Origin of the sequence: Streptomyces thermolilacinus SPC6 (assembly GCF_000478605.2) — a bacterium.
Classification (GTDB): Bacteria; Actinomycetota; Actinomycetes; order Streptomycetales; family Streptomycetaceae; genus Streptomyces; species Streptomyces thermolilacinus.
The window spans coordinates 1,412,275-1,436,197 of the sequence record NZ_ASHX02000001.1; the positions used below are offsets into that span (position 1 = coordinate 1,412,275).

Annotated in this window: 18 protein-coding genes and 1 riboswitch; of the genes, 6 read left to right on the plus strand and 12 right to left on the minus strand. The window is 74.1% G+C overall.

Annotated elements, in window-relative coordinates; genetic code table 11:
* The first annotated feature begins 275 nt into the window (after positions 1-275).
* Positions 276-1,340, plus strand: coding sequence for a septation protein SepH (gene sepH, locus J116_RS05735; RefSeq protein ID WP_037946527.1), 1,065 nt, complete (start codon positions 276-278; stop codon positions 1,338-1,340).
* Positions 1,341-1,825: 485 nt separating this feature from the next.
* Here the strand turns inward: sepH and J116_RS05740 are convergent, their stop codons facing one another.
* The gene (locus tag J116_RS05740; RefSeq protein ID WP_023586139.1) at positions 1,826-2,689 is read right to left on the minus strand and encodes a sulfurtransferase; all 864 of its coding nucleotides are present in this window, start codon (positions 2,687-2,689) and stop codon (positions 1,826-1,828) included.
* 236 nt (positions 2,690-2,925) lie between these two features.
* On the opposite strand from J116_RS05740, the gene J116_RS05745 reads away from it, so the two are divergent.
* Positions 2,926-3,732 (plus strand): VOC family protein, encoded by an 807-nt coding sequence (locus J116_RS05745; RefSeq protein WP_023586140.1) that lies wholly within the window; start codon positions 2,926-2,928, stop codon positions 3,730-3,732.
* Between the two features lie 104 nt (positions 3,733-3,836).
* On the opposite strand, the gene J116_RS05750 is transcribed toward J116_RS05745, so the two are convergent.
* The 3 genes from J116_RS05750 to J116_RS05760 all read right to left on the minus strand — a co-directional run bounded on the left by J116_RS05750 (position 3,837) and on the right by J116_RS05760 (position 6,368).
* Positions 3,837-4,499: a thymidine kinase gene (locus tag J116_RS05750; protein WP_023586141.1), complete on the minus strand. Its 663-nt coding sequence runs from the start codon at positions 4,497-4,499 to the stop codon at positions 3,837-3,839.
* A 79-nt stretch (positions 4,500-4,578) separates the two neighbouring features.
* Positions 4,579-5,784 (minus strand): alkaline phosphatase family protein, encoded by a 1,206-nt coding sequence (locus tag J116_RS05755; protein WP_023586142.1) that lies wholly within the window; start codon positions 5,782-5,784, stop codon positions 4,579-4,581.
* Complete coding sequence (locus tag J116_RS05760; RefSeq protein ID WP_028963722.1) at positions 5,784-6,368, minus strand: DUF5998 family protein; 585 nt, start codon at positions 6,366-6,368, stop codon at positions 5,784-5,786. The genes J116_RS05755 and J116_RS05760 overlap by 1 nt, the downstream gene beginning before the upstream one ends.
* Positions 6,369-6,592: 224 nt before the next feature.
* Here J116_RS05760 and J116_RS05765 point away from each other — a divergent pair, with 224 nt between their 5' ends.
* Positions 6,593-6,877 (plus strand): hypothetical protein, encoded by a 285-nt coding sequence (locus J116_RS05765; protein ID WP_023586144.1) that lies wholly within the window; start codon positions 6,593-6,595, stop codon positions 6,875-6,877.
* A gap of 28 nt (positions 6,878-6,905) precedes the next feature.
* On the opposite strand, the gene J116_RS05770 is transcribed toward J116_RS05765, so the two are convergent.
* On the minus strand, positions 6,906-9,914 hold the full coding sequence (locus J116_RS05770; RefSeq protein ID WP_023586145.1) for a bifunctional acetate--CoA ligase family protein/GNAT family N-acetyltransferase: 3,009 nt from the start codon (positions 9,912-9,914) through the stop codon (positions 6,906-6,908).
* Between the two features lie 85 nt (positions 9,915-9,999).
* Between J116_RS05770 and J116_RS05775 the strand changes: the two genes are divergently transcribed.
* The gene (locus J116_RS05775; protein WP_028963724.1) at positions 10,000-10,281 is read left to right on the plus strand and encodes an HPr family phosphocarrier protein; all 282 of its coding nucleotides are present in this window, start codon (positions 10,000-10,002) and stop codon (positions 10,279-10,281) included.
* A 359-nt stretch (positions 10,282-10,640) separates the two neighbouring features.
* On the opposite strand, the gene J116_RS05780 is transcribed toward J116_RS05775, so the two are convergent.
* From J116_RS05780 to J116_RS05795, 4 genes are all read right to left on the minus strand, one after another.
* Entirely contained in the window at positions 10,641-11,318 is a 678-nt protein-coding gene (locus J116_RS05780) for a GntR family transcriptional regulator (protein WP_023586148.1), read from the minus strand.
* Positions 11,319-11,563: 245 nt separating this feature from the next.
* Entirely contained in the window at positions 11,564-12,337 is a 774-nt protein-coding gene (locus tag J116_RS05785) for a M23 family metallopeptidase (RefSeq protein WP_023586149.1), read from the minus strand.
* Between the two features lie 13 nt (positions 12,338-12,350).
* Positions 12,351-12,513: riboswitch (cyclic di-AMP (ydaO/yuaA leader) on the minus strand.
* 212 nt (positions 12,514-12,725) lie between these two features.
* Complete coding sequence (locus J116_RS05790) at positions 12,726-14,093, minus strand: M16 family metallopeptidase (RefSeq protein WP_037947103.1); 1,368 nt, start codon at positions 14,091-14,093, stop codon at positions 12,726-12,728.
* Positions 14,094-14,119: 26 nt separating this feature from the next.
* Complete coding sequence (locus tag J116_RS05795) at positions 14,120-15,469, minus strand: M16 family metallopeptidase (protein WP_023586151.1); 1,350 nt, start codon at positions 15,467-15,469, stop codon at positions 14,120-14,122.
* Positions 15,470-15,655: 186 nt separating this feature from the next.
* Between J116_RS05795 and J116_RS05800 the strand changes: the two genes are divergently transcribed.
* The gene (locus J116_RS05800) at positions 15,656-18,109 is read left to right on the plus strand and encodes a DNA gyrase/topoisomerase IV subunit A (protein WP_023586152.1); all 2,454 of its coding nucleotides are present in this window, start codon (positions 15,656-15,658) and stop codon (positions 18,107-18,109) included.
* A gap of 90 nt (positions 18,110-18,199) precedes the next feature.
* Here J116_RS05800 and J116_RS05805 read toward each other — a convergent pair whose 3' ends face one another.
* Positions 18,200-19,525 carry a CobW family GTP-binding protein gene (locus J116_RS05805; RefSeq protein WP_023586153.1) on the minus strand — a complete coding sequence of 442 codons (1,326 nt, stop codon included), beginning with the start codon at positions 19,523-19,525 and terminating at the stop codon, positions 18,200-18,202.
* A gap of 169 nt (positions 19,526-19,694) precedes the next feature.
* Between J116_RS05805 and J116_RS05810 the strand changes: the two genes are divergently transcribed.
* Positions 19,695-21,311: a sensor histidine kinase gene (locus tag J116_RS05810; protein WP_023586154.1), complete on the plus strand. Its 1,617-nt coding sequence runs from the start codon at positions 19,695-19,697 to the stop codon at positions 21,309-21,311.
* A 231-nt stretch (positions 21,312-21,542) separates the two neighbouring features.
* Here the strand turns inward: J116_RS05810 and J116_RS05815 are convergent, their stop codons facing one another.
* The gene (locus J116_RS05815) at positions 21,543-23,210 is read right to left on the minus strand and encodes a solute symporter family protein (protein ID WP_023586155.1); all 1,668 of its coding nucleotides are present in this window, start codon (positions 23,208-23,210) and stop codon (positions 21,543-21,545) included.
* The gene (locus tag J116_RS05820) at positions 23,200-23,841 is read right to left on the minus strand and encodes a DUF485 domain-containing protein (RefSeq protein WP_023586156.1); all 642 of its coding nucleotides are present in this window, start codon (positions 23,839-23,841) and stop codon (positions 23,200-23,202) included. The genes J116_RS05815 and J116_RS05820 overlap by 11 nt, the downstream gene beginning before the upstream one ends.
* Positions 23,842-23,923 lie beyond the last annotated feature (82 nt).

The window sequence follows — 23,923 nt, forward strand, 5'->3', positions numbered from 1 at the left end:
GAATGGAGTACTGTGGCGAACCCTGGGCATCGGTCCCTTACGGGTGTCCGGGATCAACGGGAGGGGCCGGAAATGGCACTCGATCCGGCGGCGCCGCCATACCGCACGGGGACCTGCGACGCAGTGTGACCGACCAGTCACGCCGAGTCGTGGAATAGGTTACCGTGCCATGACGGCGTTCCAGGGCCCATGCCCGACACGCCGGTCAACTCGGCAAGGTTGTGGCAGGCTGCACCCGGGCAGGCCACACTCGACTAGCGGAAGCAGCGACGCACGTGACGTCGGCAGGCACCACCCGGGAGGTCCCCATGCCCGAACTGCGTGTCGTGGCCGTCTCCAACGACGGCACACGACTGGTGCTGAAGGCTGCGGACAACACGGAGTACACGCTTCCGATCGACGAGCGGCTGCGTGCCGCCGTCCGCAACGACCGGCCCCGCCTCGGCCAGATCGAGATCGAGGTGGAGAGCCACCTGCGGCCCCGGGACATCCAGGCGCGGATACGGGCCGGTGCCTCCGCGGAGGAGGTCGCCCAGCTCGCGGGCATCCCCGTCGAGCGGGTACGCCGCTTCGAGGGCCCCGTGCTGGCCGAGCGTGCCTTCATGGCGGAGCGGGCCCGCAAGACGCCCGTGCGCCGGCCCGGTGAGAACGCCGGTCCGCAGCTCGGCGAGGCGGTCCAGGAGCGGCTGCTGCTGCGCGGCGCCGAGAAGGACACCGTGGCGTGGGACTCGTGGCGCCGCGACGACGGCACGTGGGAGGTGCTGCTCGTCTACCGGGTCGCCGGTGAGGTGCACACGGCGAGCTGGACGTACGACCCGCCGCGGCGGCTCGTGCAGGCCGTGGACGCGGAGGCGCGGGCGCTGATCGGCGAGACCGACGACGCCGTCGCCGTCCCGGAGCCGAGCTTCCCGTTCGTCCCGCGCATCGCCCGGCTGCCGCGCGAGCGCGCCGCCGATCGCGCCGCGCCGCCCCCGCCGAGCGCCGAGCCCGCGGAGGAGTCAGAGCGGGACTCGCTGACCAGCCTCCTGGAGGCGGTGCCCAGCTTCCGCGGCGACATGGTCGTCCCCGACCGCGCGACCGGCACGGACGGGGCCCCGTCGGCCGCCGAGCCGGACAGCGAGCCGGACGCCGAGGAGCCCCCGGCCCCCGCCGCTTCGGCGGGCGCGGGATCGGCGTACGCCGACGTCCTGATGCCCCGCGCCGTGACCGGCCACCGGGACCGGCTGATCGGCACGACGGACCGCCAGGCGGAGGCCGACGGCGTCCGCCCGGGCCGCCGCGCGGCGGTCCCGAGCTGGGACGAGATCGTCTTCGGCACGCGGCGCAAGAAGCAGGAGTGACGGGCCACTGCCCGTAGGGGCCGCGCCGCTGGCCAATGTGGGTGCGGCGCGGGTCGCGCGCTCGGGACCGTACGGCCGTAGGCCGCGCGTCCGGGCCCGTCCGGCCAGGGTTGTGACACCGGGCCGCCCAGCCGGGCCCGTAGGCCCGCGGACGGCCCGGCCGAGGGCGCGTGGACAGGCCGTGCAACGGGGGTCCACCGTGCCTGGCCCGCACAGCCGGGCCGTCCGCCGGAAGGCCGCTCAGCCGGGGCCGTGTGCCGGGGCTCCCCGTTCGTGGCTGCCGCCGGGGTCCGGGGTGTACTGGCTGGGGGCTCGCAGCCGTACACGTGGAACGTGCCCCGCCCGGGCGGCGGGCCGGTCCTCGCTGCCGCGCCCGTGGGGCTGATCGGCCGCCGTGGGGCTGGGCACCCGTCCCCGCCCGGGTGCCTCGGCTTCGGGGTCCACGGGCGCCCTCGGCCGTGGAACCCGGTTCCGCCCTGGCCGGGTCAGCCCCGCTCGGGGCCCGTGGCGACCGGGCGCGACGGGTCGCGGGTCCAGTCCGACCAGGAGCCCGCGTACAGCGCGGCCCGTACGCCCGCCGTCTCAAGCGCCAGCACCTCGTGCGCCCCCGACACGCCCGAACCGCAGTAGACGCCCACCTCGGGCGCGTCCAGGGCGCCCAGCTCCTTGAACCGCGCCGCCAGCGCCTCGACCGGCAGGAACCGGCCGTCCCGCGCGACGTTCTCCGCCGTCGGGGCCGACACGGCGCCCGGGATGTGCCCGCCCACCGGGTCGATCGGCTCCACCTCGCCCCGGTACCGCTCCCCCGCCCGCGCGTCCAGCAGCAGCCCGGTACGGGCCAGCGCCGCCGCGCCGTCCGCGTCCAGCAGCGGCAGCCCGCCCGGTACGGGGACGAAGTCGCCCGGCACCGTCTCGGGCACCGCCGTGGACAGCTCGCCCCGCCACGCGGCCAGCCCGCCGTCCAGGACCCGCACATCAGGGTGCCCGGCCCAGCGCAGCAGCCACCAGGCGCGTGCCGCCGCCCAGCCCAGGCCGCCGTCGTACGTCACGACCCGCGACCCGGACGACACCCCGGCCGCGCGCATCGCCGCGCCGAACACACCCAGGTCCGGCAGCGGGTGGCGGCCGCCCTCACCGGGCGGCGCGGCCAGCTCCGTGTCGAGGTCCACGTACACGGCGCCGGGGATGTGCCCCGCCTCGTACGCGGGACGGCCGGGCGGGCCGCCCAGCTCCCAGCGGACGTCCAGCAGCACGAGGCCGGTCCCGTCGGGCGCCGGGGACGCGAGCTCGGCCGCGAGGTCCGCGGCGGACACCAGGGGGTGCGAGTCGGTGCTTGCGTTGCGGTTCATACGTGCCATCCTCGCGCAGACACGGCCCCCGCCGGGAGGACTGACGGCGAAAAGCGGGGATGGGACTCGGAATTTTCGGGCATCCTCCTGCGGGATCGCGCCGATCCACGGCGCGGCCAGGGCACACCGCGGGGATCGCGGTGCCAGCATCTGACGAGGCGTGAAGCCGCTGCGCCGACGTGGTCCGCGCGCGGTCCCCCGCACGGCCACGACGATGGTCCGAGGAGAATGTGACGATGACCGAGGCGACTCGGCGCGAGCCGGGTACACCCTGCTGGGTGAGCTTGATGGTGCACGGCCTTGACGCGACACGGGAGTTCTACGGGGAGCTGTTCGGCTGGGAGTTCGCGCCCGGCCCGCCACGGCTCGGCCCGTACGCGCGGGCGCTGCTCGACGGCCGGGACGTCGCGGGCATCGGCGTGCTGCCCGCCGGGAGCGGCCTGCCGGGCGCGTGGACGCCGTACCTGGCCTCCGACGACGCCAACGGCATGGCCGAGGCGGTCCGCTGCGCCGGTGGGACGGTGGCCGTGGGGCCGCTGGACGCGGGTGACACGGGGCGGCTCGTGATCTGCGCCGACCCGTCGGGCGCGGTGTTCGGGGTGTGGCAGGCGGCCGGGTTCGCCGGGACGGCGGTGGCGGGCGGGCCGGGGACGCCCGTCTGGAACGAGCTGCTGACGCACGAGTCCGAGGCGGTCGTGAAGTTCTACCGGACGGTCTTCGGCTACGAGCCCGAGCTCTACCGGACGGTCTTCGGCTACGAGCCCGAGCCGCGCGCGGCCGGCGACGAGGACCGGGTGACGCTGCTCGTGGCGGGGCGGCCGGTCGCCTCGGTGCGCGGGGTCGGCAGGGCGCTGCCGCGCGACCGGGGCGCGCACTGGACGACCTGGTTCGAGGTGGCCGACCCGGACGCCGCCGCGCGGCGGGCCGAGGAGCTGGGCGGCCGTGTGGTGGACGCGCCGCGGGACGGCGCCGAGGGGCGTCGGGCGACGGTGGCGGACCCGGAGGGCGCCGTCTTCACCCTCGTACGGCCGAAGGGGCGCTGAGGGGCGGGTCCACGGGCTCCGGCTCGCGCCGGGCTGTTCCGGCGTACGCCCGCGTCAGGAGCGGGCGGGTCGGTCAGGGCGGGCGGCTCGAAGCGCGCCCCGCTTCAGGAGCGGGTGCTGACCGGCGGTTCGACGGGCAGGACGTCCGGGGAGAGGGCGGCCGCGCGGGCGGTGGCGGCCGTCATCCTCCGCCGGTGGTGGCGCCTGCACAGCACCTCGTACCCGACCTCGTTCCCGGCGTTGACGTCCCCGACGACGACCTGGGCGCCCTCGACGACCATCACGCCGCCGACCGTGCGCGCGTTGTGCGTGGCCCGGGCGCCGCACCAGCACAGCGCCTCCACCTGGAGGACCTCCACCCGGTCGGCCAGCTCCACCAGCCGCTGCGAGCCGGGGAACAGCTTGGAGCGGAAGTCCGTGGTGATGCCGAACGCGAACACGTCCAGCTCCAGGTCGTCCACGACCCGCGCGAGCTGGTCTATCTGCTCGGGCGCGAGGAACTGCGCCTCGTCCGCGATCACGTAGTCGCAGCGGCCGCCGCGCGACAGGTGGTCGACCAGGTACGCGTAGAAGTCGAACTCCTCGGCAGCCTCGACGGCCTCCGTCACCAGCCCGAGGCGGGAGGAGAGCTTGCCCGCGCCGGCCCGGTCGTTGCGGGTGAAGATCATGCCCTGGAGGCCGCGCGCGGAACGGTTGTGCTCGATCTGCAGAGCGAGGGTGCTCTTTCCGCAGTCCATCGTTCCGGAGAAGAACACGAGCTCGGGCATGGGAAAGTGACGACCTTTCGGGTCTGCAGTCAGCGTCAGCGGGCATCGACGGGCGGCGGCGGTACGGGAGGGGCCAGGGCTACGTGCGGACTTCCAGCAGCGGGACGAGCTGTTCGGCCGGGGTCATCGAGCCGTGCATCCCCGCCATCGCCGACTCGTGCGGCTCCGCGAGGGACGCCGTCAGCGCCACGTCGTCGTGCGCGGCGGCGACCACGTCACCGATCCGGCCGAGGACCCGCTCGTCGATGTGCGGCCCGAACCAGCCCGCGTCGATCGCCTCCTCGCGCCCCGCGACCCAGAAGCGGTCACCGAGAACTTCGCGCCAGACGGCCAGCACATCGGCCTCGGCGCCCGGTACGGCGTACACGTGGCGGGCCCGGCCCTCGCCGCCCAGCAGGGCGACCCCGGCGCGCAGCTCCCAGTCCTCGTCGAAGTCGATGCGGGACTCCTCGTCGAACGGGATGTCCACCATGCCGTGGTCGGCCGTGACGTACAGCGCGGAGCGGGCGGGGAGCTGCTCGGCGAGGCGCTGCACGAGCTGGTCGGCGTGCATCAGCTGGCCGCGCCACGCGTCGGAGTCCACGCCGAAGCGGTGGCCCGCGCCGTCCACCTCGCTGTAGTACGTGTAGACGAGCGCGCGGTCGGCGCCCGCGAGCTGCCGCGCCGCGAAGTCCATGCGCTCCTCGCCGGACAGCCGCCCGTGGAACGTGCCGCCGCTGAGCGCGACCTTGGTGAGCGGGGTGTCCTGGAACGCCGGGGACGACACCTGCGACGTACGCACACCGGCCGCGTCGGCCAGCTGGAAGACCGTCGGGTACGGCTGCCAGACGCGCGGCGGGGTCCAGGGGCGCCACCGCAGCTGGTTCATCAGCTCGCCGGTGTCCGGGTCGCGGACCGTGTACCCGGCCAGGCCGTGGGAGCCGGGCGGCAGGCCCGTGCCGACGGAGGCGAGGGAGGTCGCGGTGGTGGCGGGGAAACCGGAGGTGAGGGGGCGGCCCGTGCCGCCGCGCGAGGAGTCGAGGAGCGAGGCGAGGAACGGGGCCTCGGCGGGGTGCGCCTTGACCTGCTCCCAGCCGAGCCCGTCGATGAGGAAGACGCACACCCGGTCGGCCGGGGTCAGCTCGGCGATGCGGGGCTCGAAGCCGGGTACGCCGAGACCGGCCGCCAGGGTCGGCAGGAGGTCGGCGAGGGAGCCGTCGCCGTACGCCGGTACGGGCGCCGTGTCGATGGACAGCGGCACCGGCTCGTCGGGCCAGGCGGAGGCCGTGGTCGTCGGCTGGACCATCAGCGGGTGGCCGCGGTGGCCTCGGACAGGGCCTGGGCGAAGTGGAGGGCCTGGCGGACCGTCTCCGGGCCGTCGCCGGCCTCGCTGACGCGCAGGCTCAGGTCGTCGGCGGTGGAGTTGCCCGTGTAGCCGTGGTCGGCGTCGCAGTTCGGGTCGCCGCAGGCGGCGGGCTCCAGATCGATGCGGGAGACGGCGCCCCAGCCGACCGTGAGGACGACCTCGCGCGGCAGCGTGCCGGGCTGGTACGACTCCGGGTTCGCGACGACGCGGCTGACGACGACGGACGAGATCCGGCCGAGCTTCACGGACTCGGTGGACGTCGTGGCGTACGGCGTCGGGGAGGTCGTGTCGGCGTTCTGCTCGTCGGTGTGGCTGACGATGAAGCGCGTGGCCGTGAGGACGAGGACGGTCACATGCCGCCGGACCTCGTTGGCGTCGAACGTGGTCTCCTGGTGCACGAGGTACGACGCGATCGGCTCGCCGCCGACGGCGGCCTCCACCGCCTCGGCCACGAGGGCCGGGTAATAGCCGCTGCGCTCGATCGCCGCGCGCAGCCCCTGGGTCGTCGTACCGGTCTTCGCCATGGACTCCATCCTAATCCGTGGGCGGGGGCTGCTCGGCCGCCTGTGAACGCGGCCCGGCCGTCGGAGGGCGCAGGGGCTGTGACATCCGACTCCTCCAGGCGGCGCGGCACGGGGCCGGTCCTGCCAGGCTGGGCCCGCACGGGCGCGGGTGCGGGGAGCCAGGCCGCGCCCGCACGGCCGCGAGGAAGGGAGAGGGATGAGCTTGACCGATCAGCGGGTGGATCATGACGCGCCATCTGCGCCCCTTCCTGGAGCTGCTGTCGCGCTACACGGGCTACGCCTTCGACGACACCGACTGGGACGCGGTCGAAAGCGGCGTCCGGGACACCGACGACGAGTACCCCGACCGCTGGTACGCCTACCCGCTGGCCGGTAAGGCGGGCACCCTGGAGATCCGCGTCGCCCACGCCGTCGGCAGCGACGTCACGTCGGTGAGCGTCACCGGGGCGCGGTCACCGGAGCCGCGCGTCAGGACCGACACGCTGCTGTCCGCGTACGCCCGCGGCTGACCGGGACGCCTCGCACGGGCGCGTGGCCTCAGTAGCTCGGCAGGCGGCGGGGGCCGAGGTCGTTGCGGGCGGGGGGCGGGGCCAGGCGCACGGTCGCGTCGAGGACGGCCAGGCCGCGGTGGGCGACGACGACCGGCTCCAGCGCGACGGCGACGATCTCCGGGTGGTCGTCGACCAGGCGCGACACGCGCAGCAGCAGCTCCTCCAGGGCGGCCGTGTCCACGGGGGCCGAGCCGCGCCAGCCGAAGAGGAGCGGGGCGGTCCGGATGGAGCGGATCTGTTCGGCGACGTCGCGGTCGGTGGCGGGGACGAGGCGGTGCGCCATGTCGCCGAGCAGCTCGGACGGGGCGCCCGCGAGGCCGAAGGACAGCACGGCGCCGACCGCCGGGTCGATCGCCGCGCGGACGACGGTGTCCACGCCGCGCGGCACCATCGCCTGGACGACCGGCCGCAGCTCGGTGGGACTGCCCAGCGCCTCGGTCAGCTCGTCGCACGCGGTGCGCAGCTGCTGCTCGGTGGCCAGGTCGAGCCGTACGCCGCCGAGGTCGGGGCGGTGGCGCAGGTGCGGGGCGGTGGTCTTCAGGGCGACCGGGTAGCCGAGGCGGGCGGCGGCGCGTACGGCGGTGTCGGGGTCGGTCGCGGGGAGGACGGGGCGTACCGGGATGCCGTAGCGGGCGAGCAGCTCGCGGGCGGCGTCGGGGCTGAGCGTGATGCCGTGCGGTTCGGGGGCCCGGCCCGCCTCTCCCGTGGGGGGCGTGCCGAGGAGCTGGTCGATCTGGGCGGCGGCCCCGGTCTCGTCGATGCCCTCGTGCTCCGGTACGCGGCCGGGGTCGGCGGCCTTGCGGCGCCAGTCGGCGTACCTGACGGCCTCGGCCAGTGCCCGTACGGCCCGCTCGGCGGCCGGGTAGGCGGGGATGTTGCGGGGGGCGGGGGCTTCCGCGGGGCTGTCCGCGAGGTCTTCGGCGCGGGACTTCGCGGGGGGTGCGGGTGCGGCGGTGGGCGGTGGGGGTGCGGACCGGCCGTACGGAGCCGGGTAACCAAACGGGCCCGGCCGGCCGTACGGGGGCACGGGCGGCGGGGCCGTGTCGGGTGCCCCGGCCGGGGCGGCGGGAGCCGTGGGGTCCGCCGGGGCGCGGTGCTCGCGGGCGGGGGCCGTGCTGGTGGCGGCGGCCAGGGCGTCCGCGAGGGCGCCCAGTTCGACGTGGACGACCACGACGGGCTTGGCCGGGGAGGTGGCGCACGCCTCGCGCAGGGCGGCCGCGAGCACCTCGCTCTCGCCGGTCAGCTCCGCCGTGCCCTGCGGGCCGACCCACGGAATCGCGGTGACCACGACGGCGTCGCAGGCGTCGTCCCGCAGGGCCTCGGCGAGGGCGGCGCGGAAGTCGTCGGGGGTCGCGGCGGTGGTCAGGTCGCGGGGCGGCAGCGGGCGCAGGCCCTCGGTGAGGCAGGCGTCGTACGAGAGGAGTCCCAGCGACTCGGAGTTGCCGAGGATGGCGACGCGGGGCCCACGGGGCAGGGCCTGTCCGGCGAGCAGCAGGCCGGCGTCGACCAGCTCGGTGACCGTGTCCACGCGGATGACCCCGGCCTGGCGCAGCAGCGCGGACACCGTCGTGTGCGGGATGCGGGTGGCGGGCACGGCGTGGCCGGGGGGCGCGCTGCCGCTGTGCCGGGCGCCCTTGACGACGACGACCGGTTTGACGGCGGCGGTGCGGCGGGCGAGCCGGGTGAACTTGCGGGGGTTGCCGATGGACTCCAGGTACAGCAGGACGACGTCCGTTTCGGGGTCCTCGTACCAGTACTGGAGGAGGTCGTTGCCCGAGACGTCGGCGCGGTTCCCGGCCGAGACGAACGACGACACCCCGGCGCCGCGCTGGTGCAGCCCGGACAGCAGGGCGATGCCGATGGCGCCGGACTGGGTGAACAGGCCGATTCGCCCGGTGGCGGGGAGCTGCGGGGCGAGGGAGGCGTTGAGGCGGGTGCCGTCCGCGGTGTTGATCACGCCGAAGGCGTTGGGGCCGATGACGCGCATCCCGTACGAGCGGGCCTGCCGCACCAGGGCCCGCTGGCGCTCCCGCCCGGCGGGGCCGCTCTCGGCGTACCCGGCGGACAGGACGACGACGCCGCGCACGCCGTGTTCGCCGCAGTCGGCGACGGCGTCGGGGACGTGTTCGGCGCGTACGGCGATGACGGCGAGGTCCACCGGGCCGCCGTCGATGTCGCCCAGGGTGCGGTGGGCGGGGACGCCGTCCAGGGTGGCCGTTCCCTCGGGGAGGGCGCGGTTCACGGCGTACAGGCGCCCGGTGAAGCCGGAGTCGGCGAGGTTGCGCAGGACGGTGCGGCCGACACCGCCCGGCGCCCGGCCCGCGCCGAGCACGGCGACGGAGCCGGGGGCGAGGAGCCGCTGTACGGAACGGGCCTCGGCGCGCTGTTCGCGGGCGCGCTGGACGGCCAGCGAGCGGTCGGTGGGCTCCAGGTCGAGGTGGAGGCGTACGGCGCCGTCCTCGAAGCTGCGCTTCTGGGTGTACCCGGCGTCCGTGAACACCTTGATCATCTTGGTGTTGGCGGGCAGCACCTCCGCCGCGAACCGCCTGATGCCGCGCTCGCGGGCGACGGCGGCGATGTGCTCCAGCAGGGCGGAGGCGACGCCGCGGCCCTGATGGGCGTCCTGGACGAGGAAGGCGACCTCGGCCTCGTCGGCGGGGGCGGTGGCGGGGCGGCCCAGGGCGTCGATCCGGTCGTAGCGGACCGTCGCGATGAACTCGTCGCCGATCGTCGCGGCCAGACCGACCCGGTCCACGTAGTCGTGGTGGGTGAAATGGCGCACGTCCTTCGCGGAGAGCCGGGGATACGGCGCGAAGAACCTGTAGTACTTCGACTCGTCCGAGACCTGCTCGTAGAAGCTGACCAGGCGCTCGGCGTCGTCCGTGGTGATCGGTCTGATCCGCGCGGTGCCGCCGTCGCGGAGCACCACGTCGGCTTCCCAGTGGTCGGGGTACGCGTGCGCCGAGTGCGCCGACTGGTCGGACGGGTTCAGCATGGGGCAAGGGTACGGCGCCGTTCCGGCACCGCGCCGAACATGAGACACTGGTCTAGACAACCACTAGCACTTGAAGGGCAACACCATGGCTGAGCGCCGCGTCAACGTCGGTTGGGCCGAGGGCCTGCACGCCCGCCCCGCCTCCATCTTCGTCCGTGCCGCCACGGCCTCCGGCGTCCCGGTGACGATCGCCAAGTCCGGTGGCAACCCGGTCAACGCCGCGTCGATGCTCGCGGTGCTCGGCCTGGGCGCGCAGGGTGGCGAGGAGATCGTTCTCGCCTCCGACGCCGAGGGCGCGGACGTGGCGCTGGACCGCCTGGCGAAGCTGGTCGCCGAGGGCCTCGAGGAGCTTCCCGAGACCGTCTGACGGCTGTCGGCACCACCGCGGAGCCGCACCACCCGGGACCGGGGGTGCGGCTCTTCCGCTTCTGGTCCGGGGCCGGCCGCGCCCACGAGGGGGGCGGCGGCGCCACGTCGGCCCGCCTGGGGCTTTCGGCTGACGAGGCGGCCCTCTCCCAGCCGACCGGATGATCTCGGGGTGGATTCCCTCCGGCGAATTCCTTCACCGGGTTTCTGCCCGACGGGCGGTTCTCGCCCGACAGTGAATTCCCGCCCGACGCCATTGCTGCCCGAAGGCGATTCGCGGGCCCCCTTCGACGGCGGGCCGTGTTCAGACAGCGGGAAAGCAGCCGCCTTTTCCGCTGCCTCTTGTATACGGCCCCGATGTTAATCGCGGGCTGCGGCGGTGTTTACGGGATGTTGCGGATTCCTCACGCGGTCCGCGCGGCGCAGCCGGTGCACGCCGCGCCACCGCTCCACGTGCTGGGCGGTGAGCGCCCTGGCCCGCTCGGCGTCGCCCCGGGCGACGGCGTCCACGATGGCGCCGTGCTCCGCCCACACCTCGGCGGGGCGGGCCGGCTCGTCCACCGTGTACATCCAGGCGGTCTTGTGGCGCAGCTGGGTGAGCAGCGAGGTCAGGCCGGGGCTGGCGGACGCCTGGGCGAGCGTCTCGTGGAACCAGTCGCCCAACGACCGCAGATCCTCGCCCTGACGACGGCGGGCCCGCTCCTGGCCCAGGCGTACGAGGCCGCGCAGCACCTTCAGATGGGCGTCGGTCCGCCGCTGGGCGGCGCGGGCGGCGCCCAGCGGCTCCAGCAGCACCCGCATCTCCAGCAGGTCGGCGGCGTCCTGCTCGGTCGGCTCGGCGACGCACGCGCCGACATGGCGGCGGGAGACGACGAAGCCCTCGGACTCCAGGGTGCGCAGCGCCTCGCGGACCGGAACGCGGGAGACCCCGTAGCGGCGGGCGAGCTGCTCCTCGGCGAGGCGGCTGCCGCGCGCCAGCACCCCGGAGACGATGTCCGCCCGGATCGCCGTGCATACCGAGTGCGCGGGAACGCGCATACCGAACCCCCGAATCGCTCCGCCCGCCGTTTTTCCGCGCGGTTTCTCCACGCGGTTTCTCCGCGCGACACCCATCAGCCCGACGCTGTTCGGCGACTCTATGACAATGCGGCGCCTTTTCCGATACCGGGCCGGAATTCATGGTCGATTCTTGGCCGACGCCGGGAGTCGGCGCGCCCGGGTCGCGGAACGCGCGAAGGCCCCGGCTCGGTTCGGGAGCCGGGGCCTTCGCGGAAGCGGGAGGGTCAGACGTTGACGCCGCGCGCCCGGAGGTAGGAGACCGGGTCGATGTCGGAGCCGTACTCGGCGGACGTGCGGGCCTCGAAGTGGAGGTGCGGGCCCGTGGAGTTGCCGGTCGAGCCGGAGACGCCGATCTGCTGGCCCGGCATGACCGTCTGGCCGACCGCGACGCTGACCGAGGCGAGGTGGCCGTACTGCGTGTACGTGCCGTCGTGCATGCGGATCACGACGTTGTTGCCGTACGCGCCGCCCCAGCCGGCCTCGACGACCGTGCCGCGGCCCACGGAGACGACCGTGGAGCCGTACGGGGCGTGGAAGTCGACGCCCGAGTGGCTGCCGGACGACCACAGCACGCCACCCGACTGGTAGCCGGTGGAGACGTACGAGCCGGCGACGGGCAGCTGGAAGGAGTCGAGGCGCTTGCGCTCGGCCTCGCGGGAGGCGCGCTCCTGGGCCTCGCGGGCGGCCTCCAGGCGGGCCTCGGCCTGGCGCTCGGCGGCCATCTCGGCCCGGGCCTGGCGCTCGGCGACCTCGGCGGCCAGCTCCTGGGCGGCGGCCTGGTCCTCGACCTGGTCGGCCAGGTCGTAGCCGGCGATGGCCTGGTTGACGCCGGTGTCCTCCAGCGACGCGGCGCGCTCGGCGTCCACGGCGAACGCCGGGGAGGTGAGGGTTCCGATGACACCGGAGGTGGCCAGTGCGGCGGCGCCGGCGACGTGGGCGCTCCTGCGGCTCATACGGCTCGGGGCACGGTGCTTCCCGGTGGAACGGGTGAACGCCATGAAGTGGACGTGTCCTTTCCTTCCCTCTCGCCTACCGGGTTAGCTGACGGGTTCGGAGCAGGAAGGTCTCCTACGGACCCCTCCGCGTGGTGCGAAGGCGCCCGATTCACCCCAGGGGGACATGGGTCCCCGGCTCCCCAGGCTCACGCCTGACGGGGATTCGGCGATCGCTGCCCGATGCCGCGGGCGCGGCGATTACAGCGGGCGGACAGCGACCAAGACGCTATGCGGCTGATCTTTCAATCACCAAACGGACACGGTTTTTTGTAGCGCACGCCACAGAACAGAAACCCAGACTCCCGAGCAAAACGGACATACGTCCACGGGAAAGTGGAACCCCGGCATCCGGAGGATGCCGGGGTTCCACTTAGGGGTTCCACTCCGTCAATCAGCCCGTGACGACGGTCACTTCACCGAGGCCCAGCGCCTCCACCGGTGCCTTGATCTGAGCCGCGTCCCCGACGAGGACCGTGACGAGGCGGTCCGGCGGGAAGGCGTTGACGACGGCCGCCATCGCCTCCACCGTGCCCGTCGCGTCCAGACGCCGGTACAGCTGCGCCTGGAAGTCGTCCGGCAGGTGCTGCTCCACCTGGTCGGCGAGGGTGTCCGCGACGGACGCCGCCGTCTCGTACTTGAGCGGCGCCACGCCCACCAGGTTGTGCACGGCGGCGTCGCGCTCGGCGTCGGTGAGGCCCTCCGCCGCGAGGGTGCGCAGCACCTTCCACAGGTCGTCCAGCGCGGGGCCCGTGTTGGGCGTGTCCACGGAGCCGCTGATGGCGAGCATCGCCGCGCCCGTGCCGTCCGGCAGGGAGCGCAGGACCTGGCCGAAGGACCGCACGCCGTACGTGTAGCCCTTCTCCTCGCGCAGGACGCGGTCCAGGCGGGAGGTGAGCGTGCCGCCCAGGCAGTACGTGCCGACGACCTGCGCGGGCCAGACGCTGTCGTGCCGGTCCGGGCCGATGCGCCCGATGAGCAGCTGCGTCTGCACGGCGCCCGGACGGTCCACGATGACCACGCGGCCCCTGTCGTCGGCCGTGATGGGCGACGCCGTGCCCGGGCGGGGGGCGTCGCCGGTCCACTCGCCGAGCGTGTCGCGCAGCAGCGCGTCAAGGTCGATTCCGGTCAGGTCGCCGACCACGACCGCGGTCGCCGACGCGGGACGGACGTGCGCCTCGTAGAAGGCCCGGACGGCGGCGGAGTCGATCCGGGCGACGGTCTCCTCGGTGCCCTGGCGGGGGCGGGACATCCGCGAGGCGGCCGGGAACAGCTCGGCGTAGAGCTGCTTGGCGGCGCGCCGCGCGGGGTTGGCCGTCTCGTGCGGGATCTCGTCGAGGCGGTTGCGGACGAGGCGGTCGATCTCGTCGTCCGCGAACGCCGGTGCCCGCAGCGCGTCGGAGAGCAGCGCGAGGGCCTTGGGCAGCCGCGAGGCGGGCACTTCGAGGGAGACCCGCACGCCGGGGTGGTCGGCGTGCGCGTCCAGGGTGGCGCCGCACCGCTCCAGCTCGGCGGCGAACTCCTCGGCGGTGTGCTTGTCGGTGCCCTCGGACAGGGCGCGGGCCATGATCGTGGCGACGCCGTCGAGGCCCTTGGGCTCGGCGTCGAGCGGGGCGTCGAGGACGATCTCGACGGCGACGACCTGCTGGCCGGGGCGGTGGCAGCGCAGCACGGTCAGGCCGTTGTCGAGCCGGCCGCGCTCGGGCGCGGGGAAGGCCCAGACGCGGGGCGTGCCGGGCTGCGGCTGCGGGTGGAACTCCATGGTGGTCAGAGACACGGCAGCGTCGCTCACTGGTCCGTCCCCTCTTCCTCGTCGCTGTCGGTCTGGTCGCCGTCGTCGGCCGTGGTCGGTTCGTAGACGAGCACCGCGCGGTTGTCGGGGCGCAGCTGCCGGGCGGCGACCTCGCGCACCTCGTCGGCGGTGACCTCAAGGACGCGCTGGACGGCGGTGAGGGCGAGCTGCGGGTCGCCGAACAGGACGGCGAACCGGCACAGTTCGTCGGCGCGGCCCGCGACCGTGCCCAGCCGGTCCAGCCACTCGCGCTCCAGCTGGGCCTGGGCGCGCTCCATCTCCTCGGCCGTGGGGCCCTCGCTGGCGAACCGGGCGAGCTCCTCGTCGACGGCGGCCTCGATGTCCGGCACTTCGACGCCGGCGGAGGTCTTCACGTCCAGCCAGCCCATGGAGGGCGCGCCGGCCAGCCGCAGCAGGCCGAAGCCGGCGGCGACGGCGGTGCGGTCGCGCCGTACCAGCCGGTTGTGCAGCCGGGACGACTCGCCGCCGCCCAGGATGGTGAGGGCGATGTCGGCGGCGTCGCACGCGCGCGTGCCGTCGGCCGGGAGGCGGTAGGCGGCCATCAGGGCGCGGGCCGGGACGTCCTCCACGACGACCTCGCGCAGCTGCTCGCCGATGACGTCGGGCAGCGTCCCGTCCCGGGGGGCGGGCTTGCCGTCGTGGCCCGGGATGGAACCGAAGTACTTCTCGATCCAGGCGAGCGTCTGCTCCGGGTCGATGTCGCCGACGACGGACAGCACCGCGTTGTTCGGCGCGTAGTACGTGCGGAAGAACTCCCGGGCGTCCTCCAGCGTGGCCGCGTCGAGGTCCGCCATGGAGCCGATCGGCGTGTGGTGGTAGGGGTGCCCGTCGGGGAAGACGAGAGCCGTGAGCTTCTCGAAGGCGGTGCCGTACGGCACGTTGTCGTAGCGCTGGCGGCGCTCGTTCTTGACGACGTCCCGCTGGTTCTCCATCGACTCGTCGTCCAGGGCGGCGAGGAGGGAGCCCATGCGGTCGGCCTCCAGCCAGAGGGCGAGCTCCAGCTGGTGGGCGGGCATCGTCTCGAAGTAGTTGGTGCGCTCGAAGCTCGTGGTGCCGTTGAGGGAGCCGCCGGCGCCCTGCACCAGCTCGAAGTGGCCGTTGCCCTTGACCTGCTTGGAGCCCTGGAACATCAGGTGCTCGAAGAGGTGGGCGAGGCCGGTGCGGCCCTTGACCTCGTGGCGGGAGCCGACGTCGTACCAGAGGCACACCGCGGCGACCGGGGTCAGGTGGTCCTCCGAGAGCACCACACGCAGGCCGTTGGCCAGCCGGTGCTCGGTCGCTGTCAGGCCGCCGGAGCCGGCCTGGGCTGTGGCCGTGTGACCCATGGGCATGTACGTCCCTTCGATCGCGTCATGGAAAGTCCTGCCACCCTATGCAAGCGCACGACTGCCCGGCGAAGTTCCCGGGAAGCCGCGACGTCCCTCTTCCGGGTCGCGGTCGGTCCTGTCAGTGGGACGGTCCACAATGGTCGGCGTCAGATCAACCTTGTTGGTGAAGGAGCCGCAGCAGCGATGGCCCGCCGCAGCACGAAGACCCCGCCGCCCGACGACTTCGAGGAGCGGATCCTCGACATCGACGTCGTCGACGAGATGCAGGGCTCCTTCCTCGAGTACGCGTACTCGGTGATCTATTCCCGCGCCCTGCCCGACGCGCGCGACGGCATGAAGCCGGTTCACCGCCGGATCGTTTACCAGATGAACGAGATGGGCCTGCGCCCCGAGCGCGGGTTCGTGAAGTGCGCCCGTGTCGTCGGCGAGGTGATGGGCAAGCTCCACCCGCACGGCGACGCGTCGATCTACGACGCCCTGGTGCGCATGGCGCAGCCGTTCTCCATGCGCCTGCCGCTGGTGGACGGCCACGGCAACTTCGGTTCCCTCGGCAACGACGACCCGCCGGCCGCCATGCGGTACACGGAGTGCCGGATGGCCGACGCGACGTCGCTGATGACGGAGTCCATCGACGAGAACACGGTCGACTTCGCGCCGAACTACGACGGGCAGGAGCGCGAACCGGTCGCCCTCCCGGCCGCCTTCCCCAACCTGCTGGTGAACGGCGCGTCCGGCATCGCGGTCGGCATGGCGACCAACATGCCCCCGCACAACCTGGGCGAGGTCATCGCCGCCGCGCGGCACCTGATCAAGCACCCGGGCGCCGATCTCGAGACGCTCATGCGGTTCGTCCCGGGCCCCGACCTGCCGACCGGCGGCAAGATCGTGGGCCTGTCGGGCATCAGGGACGCGTACGAGTCGGGCCGCGGCACGTTCAAGATCCGCGCCACGGCGACGGTGGAGAACGTCACGGCGCGCCGCAAGGGCCTGGTCGTCACGGAGCTGCCGTTCGCGGTCGGCCCGGAGAAGGTCATCGCCAAGATCAAGGACCTGGTCAACGCGAAGAAGCTCCAGGGCATCGCGGACGTCAAGGACCTCACGGACCGGGAGCACGGGCTGCGCCTGGTCATCGAGATCAAGAACGGCTTCGTGCCCGAGGCGGTGCTGGAGCAGCTGTACAAGCTGACGCCGATGGAGGAGTCCTTCGGCATCAACAACGTGGCGCTGGTGGACGGCCAGCCGCTCACGCTGGGCCTGAAGGAGCTGCTGGAGGTCTATCTGGACCACCGCTTCGAGGTGGTGCGGCGGCGCAGCGAGTTCCGGCGCGGCAAGAAGCGGGACCGGCTGCACCTGGTGGAGGGCCTGTTGGTCGCCCTCATCGACATCGACGAGGTGATCCGGCTCATCCGCTCCAGTGAGAACTCGGCGCAGGCCAAGGAGCGGCTGATCGAGCGGTTCTCGCTGAGCGACGTCCAGACCCAGTACATCCTGGACACACCGCTGCGGCGGCTCACCAAGTTCGACCGGCTGGAGCTGGAGGGCGAGCGGGACCGTCTGAACAGCGAGATCGAGGAGCTGACGAAGATCCTGGACTCGGACGCCGAGCTGCGCAAGCTCGTGTCGTCCGAGCTGGCCACGGTGGCGAAGAAGTTCGGCACGGAGCGGCGCACGGTGCTGCTGGAGTCGGCGGGTTCCACGGCCGCCACGGTGCCGCTGGAGGTCGCCGACGACCCGTGCCGGGTGCTGCTGTCCTCGACGGGGCTGCTGGCCCGTACGGCGAGCGGCGAGCCGCTGCCGGAGCACGGCGGGAAGCGCGTCAAGCACGACGTGATCGTGTCGGCGGTCGCGGCGACGCAGCGCGGCACGGTCGGCGCGGTGACGTCCGCCGGGCGGCTGCTGCGCATCCCGGTGATCGACCTGCCGCAGCTGCCGGACACGGCGTCGGCGCCGAACCTGTCGGGCGGGGCGCCGCTGGCGGAGTTCCTGACGCTGGAGAAGGACGAGACGGTCGTCTGCCTGACCACCCTGGACGAGTCGTCGCCCGGTCTGGCGCTGGGCACGCTCCAGGGCGTCGTGAAGCGGGTGGTGCCCGACTACCCGGCGAACAAGGACGAGCTGGAGGTCATCACGCTCAAGGAGGGCGACCGGATCGTCGGCGCGGCGGAGCTGCGGACGGGCGAGGAGGACCTGGTCTTCATCACGTCGGACGCGCAGCTGCTGCGCTATCCGGCGTCCCAGGTGCGCCCGCAGGGCCGTCCGGCGGGCGGTATGGCGGGCGTGAAGCTGGCGGCGGGCGCCGAGGTGATCTCGTTCACCGCCGTGGACCCGGCGTCGGACGCGGTCGTGTTCACGGTCGCGGGCGCCACGGGCCAGTTGGACGCCTCGGTCGGCACGTCGGCGAAGCTGACGCCGTTCGACCAGTACCCGCGCAAGGGCCGGGCCACGGGTGGGGTGCGCTGCCACCGGTTCCTGAAGGGCGAGGACGTGCTGGTGCTGGCCTGGGCGGGCGACGCCCCGGCCATGGCGGCCCAGAAGAACGGCGCGCCGGTGGAGCTGCCCGACGTGGACCCGCGCCGGGACGGGTCGGGTACGCCGCTGGTCAAGCCGGTGGCGGTGCTGGCGGGCCCGCTGGTGTAGCCACCGGGGCGTGACGCGCGCGAAGGGGGGCGCCCACCGGGGGGTGGGCGCCGGCCCTCGCGGGCCCCGCCGGTGGCCGTCCGGCGACGGTCAGAGGCGGCCGTGGGCCTGGGTGGCGGGGCCGTCGTACGGGGTGTGGCCACGACCGCCGTACGGATCGCCGTCGGGGTCCTCGCACGGATCGCCGTATGAGTCCTCGTACGGGTCGTCGTCGGGCTCGTCGTCCGGGACGGTGTCGTCGCACGGGACGGTCTCGTCGTACGGGGCCGCCTCGTCGTACGGGGCAGGCTCGGCCGGGTCGGCGGGCTCGTCGTACGCCACCGCACCGCCCGTCCCGTCCGTACCGCCCTCGCCTCCCGCCCCAGGGGCCTCCTCGTGAGGCTCGGGGACGTAGCGCAGGACGCCCCACAGGGCGTGGTCCTCCGGCACGTCGTCCGGGCCCGTCACGCGGCACCCGGCCAGCGACCCGAGCAGCGCCTCCCCGTCCGTGCCCGCGCCGATCAGCACCACCTGGGTGAGCCGCTCGGCGCCGGGCGGCCACGGCTCCGGGTGGAACCGCAGGAACCGCCCGACGGCGTGCACGACGTACCGGTGGTCCGGGTCGGCGGGGCCGAAGTCCACGAACCCCTTGATCCGGTACAGCCCTTCGGGCCGCGAGTCCAGGAAGTCCATGAGCCGGCGCGGGTGCATCGGCTCCGCGGCGGTGAACGACACGGTCTCGTAGGCGGCGTGCGGGTGGTTCCGGTGCTCGCGCTCGTACGCGTCGGCGTACAGGTCCTCGAAGGATAGCTGCCGGGCGCCGTCCTGGTCGTCGGCGCGTGCGGCCCGGTCGAACAGCAGCTCCGGATCGACGCGCCCGTACGCCGCCGTGACGACCGCCGCGCGGTCGGCGAGGCCGGTGACCGTCTCCCGCACCCGCCGCAGCTCGGCCTCCGGGACGCGGTCGGCCTTGTTGACGACGACCAGGTCGGCGATGCCGAGGTGCCGGTCCGTCTCGGGGTGACGGGCGCGCGTCGCGTCGAACTCGGCCGCGTCCACGACCTCGACGAGCCCGCCGTACACGATCCGCTCGTTGTCGCTGGCGAGGATCATCCGCACCAGCTCCTGCGGCTCGGCCAGACCGCTCGCCTCGATGACGATCACGTCGAGGCGAGCCGAGGGACGGGTGAGGATCTCCAGGTACGTGTCCAGCTCGCTGGTGTCCACGGCGCAGCACAGGCAGCCGTTGCCGAGCGAGACGGTCGAGCCGACCTGCCCGGCGACGGTCATGGCGTCGATCTCGATGGACCCGAAGTCGTTGACCATCACGCCGACGCGGGTGCCTCGGGCGGTGCGCAGGAGGTGGTTGAGCAGGGTGGTCTTGCCGGAACCGAGGAATCCCGTGAGGACGACGACGGGAATCTGCTGCGCGCTCAAGAGGCACCTTTCTCGCTGGGCGGCCGGTTGGTCGGGATTTCCTCAGGATAGGCGCGGGCGTCTACGGTTTCCGGCCATGAGACCGGTTTCCGCCCCTCGCACCGCTTCCACCCCCGGTGCCCGGACGGGCGCGCGGCGGGCCTGGCCGTCCCTGGGGTGGCCGAGGCGGATGTTCTCGCAGCTGCTGCTGATCCAGGTGGCGGTGGCGGCCGGGGTGACGGCGCTCGTCACGGGCCTGTTCCTGGCACCGCTCAGCGGGCAGCTGGACGACCAGGCGATGCGGCGGGCGCTGGCCGTCGCGCAGACCACGGCGTCGTCCCGGCTGGCCGGGGACCTACTGGCGTCCCGCCCGGCGCCCGGCGGTCCCGTGCAGGCGGAGGCGGAGCGCGTACGGCGGGCGACGGGCTCGGAGTACGTCGTCGTGATGGACGTGCGGGGGGTGCGCTGGTCGCACCCGAACCCGGGGCGGATCGGCGCGGTCGTGTCCACCGATCCGAGCGGCGCGCTCGCCGGGCGGGAGGTCATGGAGATCGACAGCGGCACGCTCGGGCGGTCGGCGCGCGGGAAGGTGCCGCTGCGCGACGCGGACGGGAGGATCGTCGGCGCGGTGTCCGTCGGCATCGCGTACGACAGCGTGCGCGCCCGGTTCCTGGCGGCGATCCCGGGGCTGCTCGCGTACGCGGGCGGGGCGCTGGCGGCGGGCGCGCTGGCCGCGTGGCTGATCGCCAGGCGTGTCCAGCGGCAGACCCGTGACCTGGCGTTCTCCGATATCGCGGCGCTGCTGGCGGAGCGGGAGGCGATGCTGCACGGCATCCGCGAGGGCGTCGTCGCGCTGGACGCGGCCGGTCGCGTCCGGCTGGTCAACGACGAGGCGCGGCGGCTGCTGGAGCTGGGGCCCGAGGTCACCGGGCGGCCGCTGGACGAGGTGCTGGACGGCGGGCGCACGGCGGACGTGCTGGCCGGGCGGGTCAGCGGCGACGACCTGGTGGCGGTGCGCGGGCGGCGGGTGCTGGTCGCCAACCGGATGCCCACGCACGACGGCGGCGCGGTGGTGACGCTGCGGGACCGTACCGAGCTGGAGCGGCTGGGCCGCGAGCTGGACGCGACGCGCGGGCTGATCGACGCGCTGCGGGCGCAGGACCACGAGCACGCCAACCGGATGCACACACTGCTCGGGCTGCTGCAACTTGAGCTGCACGAGGAGGCGGTGGAGTACCTCACCGACGTCGTGGGGGTGCACCGGACGACCGCCGAGCAGGTCACGGAGAAGGTGCACGACCCGCTGGTGGCCGCGCTGCTGGTGGGGAAGGCGACGGTGGCGGCGGAGCGGGGCGTGGCGCTGCGCATCGCGCCCGGCTCGCTGCTGCCGAACCGGCTGGTCGCGCCGAGCGAGCTGGTCACGGTGGTGGGCAACCTGGTGGACAACGCCGTGGACGCGGCGGCCGGCTCGCGGGACGCCGCCGTCGAGGTGGAGCTGGGGACGCGGGGCCGTACGGCGGTGCTGCGGGTGGCGGACAGCGGGCCGGGCGTACCGGCGGAGCAGCGGGAGGCGGTGTTCACGGAGGGCTGGTCCACCAAGCGCCGCCCTTCCCACGGCGCGGGGCGCGGTCTGGGCCTGCCGCTGGTCCGCCGCCTCGCGGAACGGCACGGCGGGCGGGTCGAGGTGGGTACGGCGGAGGGCGGCGGCGCCGAGTTCACGGTGGTCCTCCCGGAGGCCCTGACGGAGGCCTCACCCGGCCCCGCACGGGACGAGGACCCGGCGGACCCGGGCGGCGTACGGCGCTGATCGCAGGCGTACGGGATGGTGCGCGGCCCCGGGGTCGTATCCGGCGCGTTGGGCGTGCCCGGCGTTACGGGGCAGTGCCCGAGCGCGTACGGGGTGGTGCGCGGGCTCTACGGGCGCGTACGGACCGCGCGGGGGCTCTCGCACGGCCCGCCGTACCGGGTGGCGCGCGGCGGGCGCCTACCCGGCGCACAGGGGCGCCTCCCGGGTGCCACCGAGTGGCGCGCGACCCGCTCAGGCGGCGCCCGCGCCGGTCAGCGCCCGTACCTCCGTCTCCGCGTGCTTGGCCTCGTCCGGCGGCTCCGGGGAGGTGACCGTGCCCAGCCATCCGGCGAGGAAGCCCAGCGGGATGGAGACCAGGCCCGGGTTCTGGAGCGGGAAGACGTGGAAGTCCACCCCCGGCAGCAGCGCGCCCGGGCCGCCCGACACGACCGGCGACAGGGCGACCAGCAGCACGGCCGGGATCAGGCCGCCGTACACGGACCACACGGCGCCCCGCGTGGTGAAGCGGCGCCAGAACAGCGAGTACAGCAGGACGGGCAGGTTCGCGGAGGCGGCGACCGCGAAGGCGAGGCCGACGAGGAACGCCACGTTCAGATCCTGGGCGAGCAGGCCCAGGCCGATCGCCACACCACCGACGGCGACTGCGGCCACCCGGGCCACGGCCACATCGCCGTACCGCCGCCGCCCCGCTCCCCCTCCCCCGTCCGCGCCCGCGTCCGCGTCCGTGCCGCCGTACCGGCCCCCGCCCGCGTCTCCGTCCCGGCGCCGGGCGAAAGAGGCGTACAGGTCGTGTGCCACGGAGGCGGAGGAGGCCAGCGTGATGCCCGCGACGACGGCGAGGATCGTCGCGAAGGCGACGGCCGCGACCACGGCGAAGAGGACCGTGCCGCCGGTGGAGCCCGCTCCCCCGCCGAGTTCCAGCGCGAGCAGCGGTACAGCCGTGTTGCCCGCGGCGTTGGAGGCGCGTACGGCGTCGCTGCCGACGATCGCGGCGGCGCCGAAGCCGAGCACGATCGTCATCAGGTAGAAGCCGCCGATGAGGCCGATGGACCAGACGACCGAGCGGCGGGCCGCGCGTGCGGTGGGCACGGTGGAGAACCGGACGAGGATGTGCGGCAGTCCGGCCGTGCCCAGCACGAGCGCGAGGCCCAGGCTGATGAAGTCCGTACGGGCGGTCCAGTCGTCGCCGTAGCCGAGGCCCGGCGCGAGGAAGTCCCGGCCATGGCCGCTGCGCTCGGCGGCGGTGGTCAGCAGCTCGCCGAAGTCGCCGTGGAAGCGCAGCAGCACGAGCGCGGTGAGGGCCAGCGCGCCCGCCAGGAGCAGCACGGCCTTGACGATCTGGATCCAGGTCGTGGCGCGCATCCCGCCCAGTGCCACATAGACGACCATGAGGGCGCCCACGCCGACCACCGTCCACGAGCGCGCCGCGTCGCTCGTGCCGCCCAGCAGCAGGGCGACGAGGCTGCCTGCGCCGACCATCTGCGCGACCAGGTACAGCACGGACACGGTCACGGACGACGCGCCCACCGCCGTACGGACCCGGCGCTCGCCCATGCGGGCGGCGACCACGTCGGCGAGGGTGAAGCGGCCGCAGTTGCGCACGAGTTCGGCCACGAGGAACAGGACGACCAGCCAGGCGACGAGGAAGCCGACCGAGTACAGCATGCCGTCGTAGCCGTTGAGCGCGATCAGTCCGGAGATGCCGAGGAACGACGCGGCGGACAAGTAGTCGCCGGAGATGGCGAAACCGTTCTCCATGGGCGAGAACAGCCGCCCCCCGGTGTAGAACTCGTCGGCGGAGTCGTGGCGTCGGCGGCTCGCCCACGTGGTGATGCCGAGCGTCACCGCGACGAACGCGCTGAACAGCAACAGGGCCAGGGTCTGGTGGTCACCGGTCAACGCCGGCCTCCCGGGTCATCTGCTGGGTGTCCCAGCGCAGTTCGAGTGCGGCGCGGTCGCGGTGCACGCGCGCGTGGCGGGCGTACGCCCAGGTGAGGACGAAGGTCGTGAGGAACTGGCCGAGACAGGCGAGCATCGCCACGTTCACCGCGCCGACGACGGGGCGGGCCATCAGACCGGGCGCGGTGGTCGCGGCGACGACATAGCCGAGGTACCAGGTGAGGAAGAGGACCGTGGCCGGGCCCACGAACCGGCGATAGCGGCGGCGCACCTCCTGGAAGGCCGGACTGCGCCGCACCTCCAGGTAGATCTCGGCCGCGCTGGGCCGCAGCTCGCCGTCGGCACCCGTACGAGACGGTCGCGGAACTGCCGTACCGGGCACCGTGCCATGCCCCGCCGCGGCGGCGATGGCCGCGCCCGCGGGGGGCGGGGTCACCGTGACCGCAGCACCCTGGGCGGCGCCCACAGCAGTGTGTGCGGCCGCCACAGCGGCCTGCCCGTCGGCTGTGGCGGCCTCCGTGCCGTCCGGGGCCGTCTCGTCGGCCGGCTCGCCCCACCCCGAGGCCAGCGCGTCGTACCAGGGGTCTCCCCTCCGCGTCGCGGCGGCGTCGCGCCCTTCCCAGTTGTCCACCCGTAGCTCTCCTTGTCAGCGAACCGTTTCGGCCGCGTGGCCAAGCATGGGCAGAAGGGGAAGATCCCGGACTCTCCTCCCG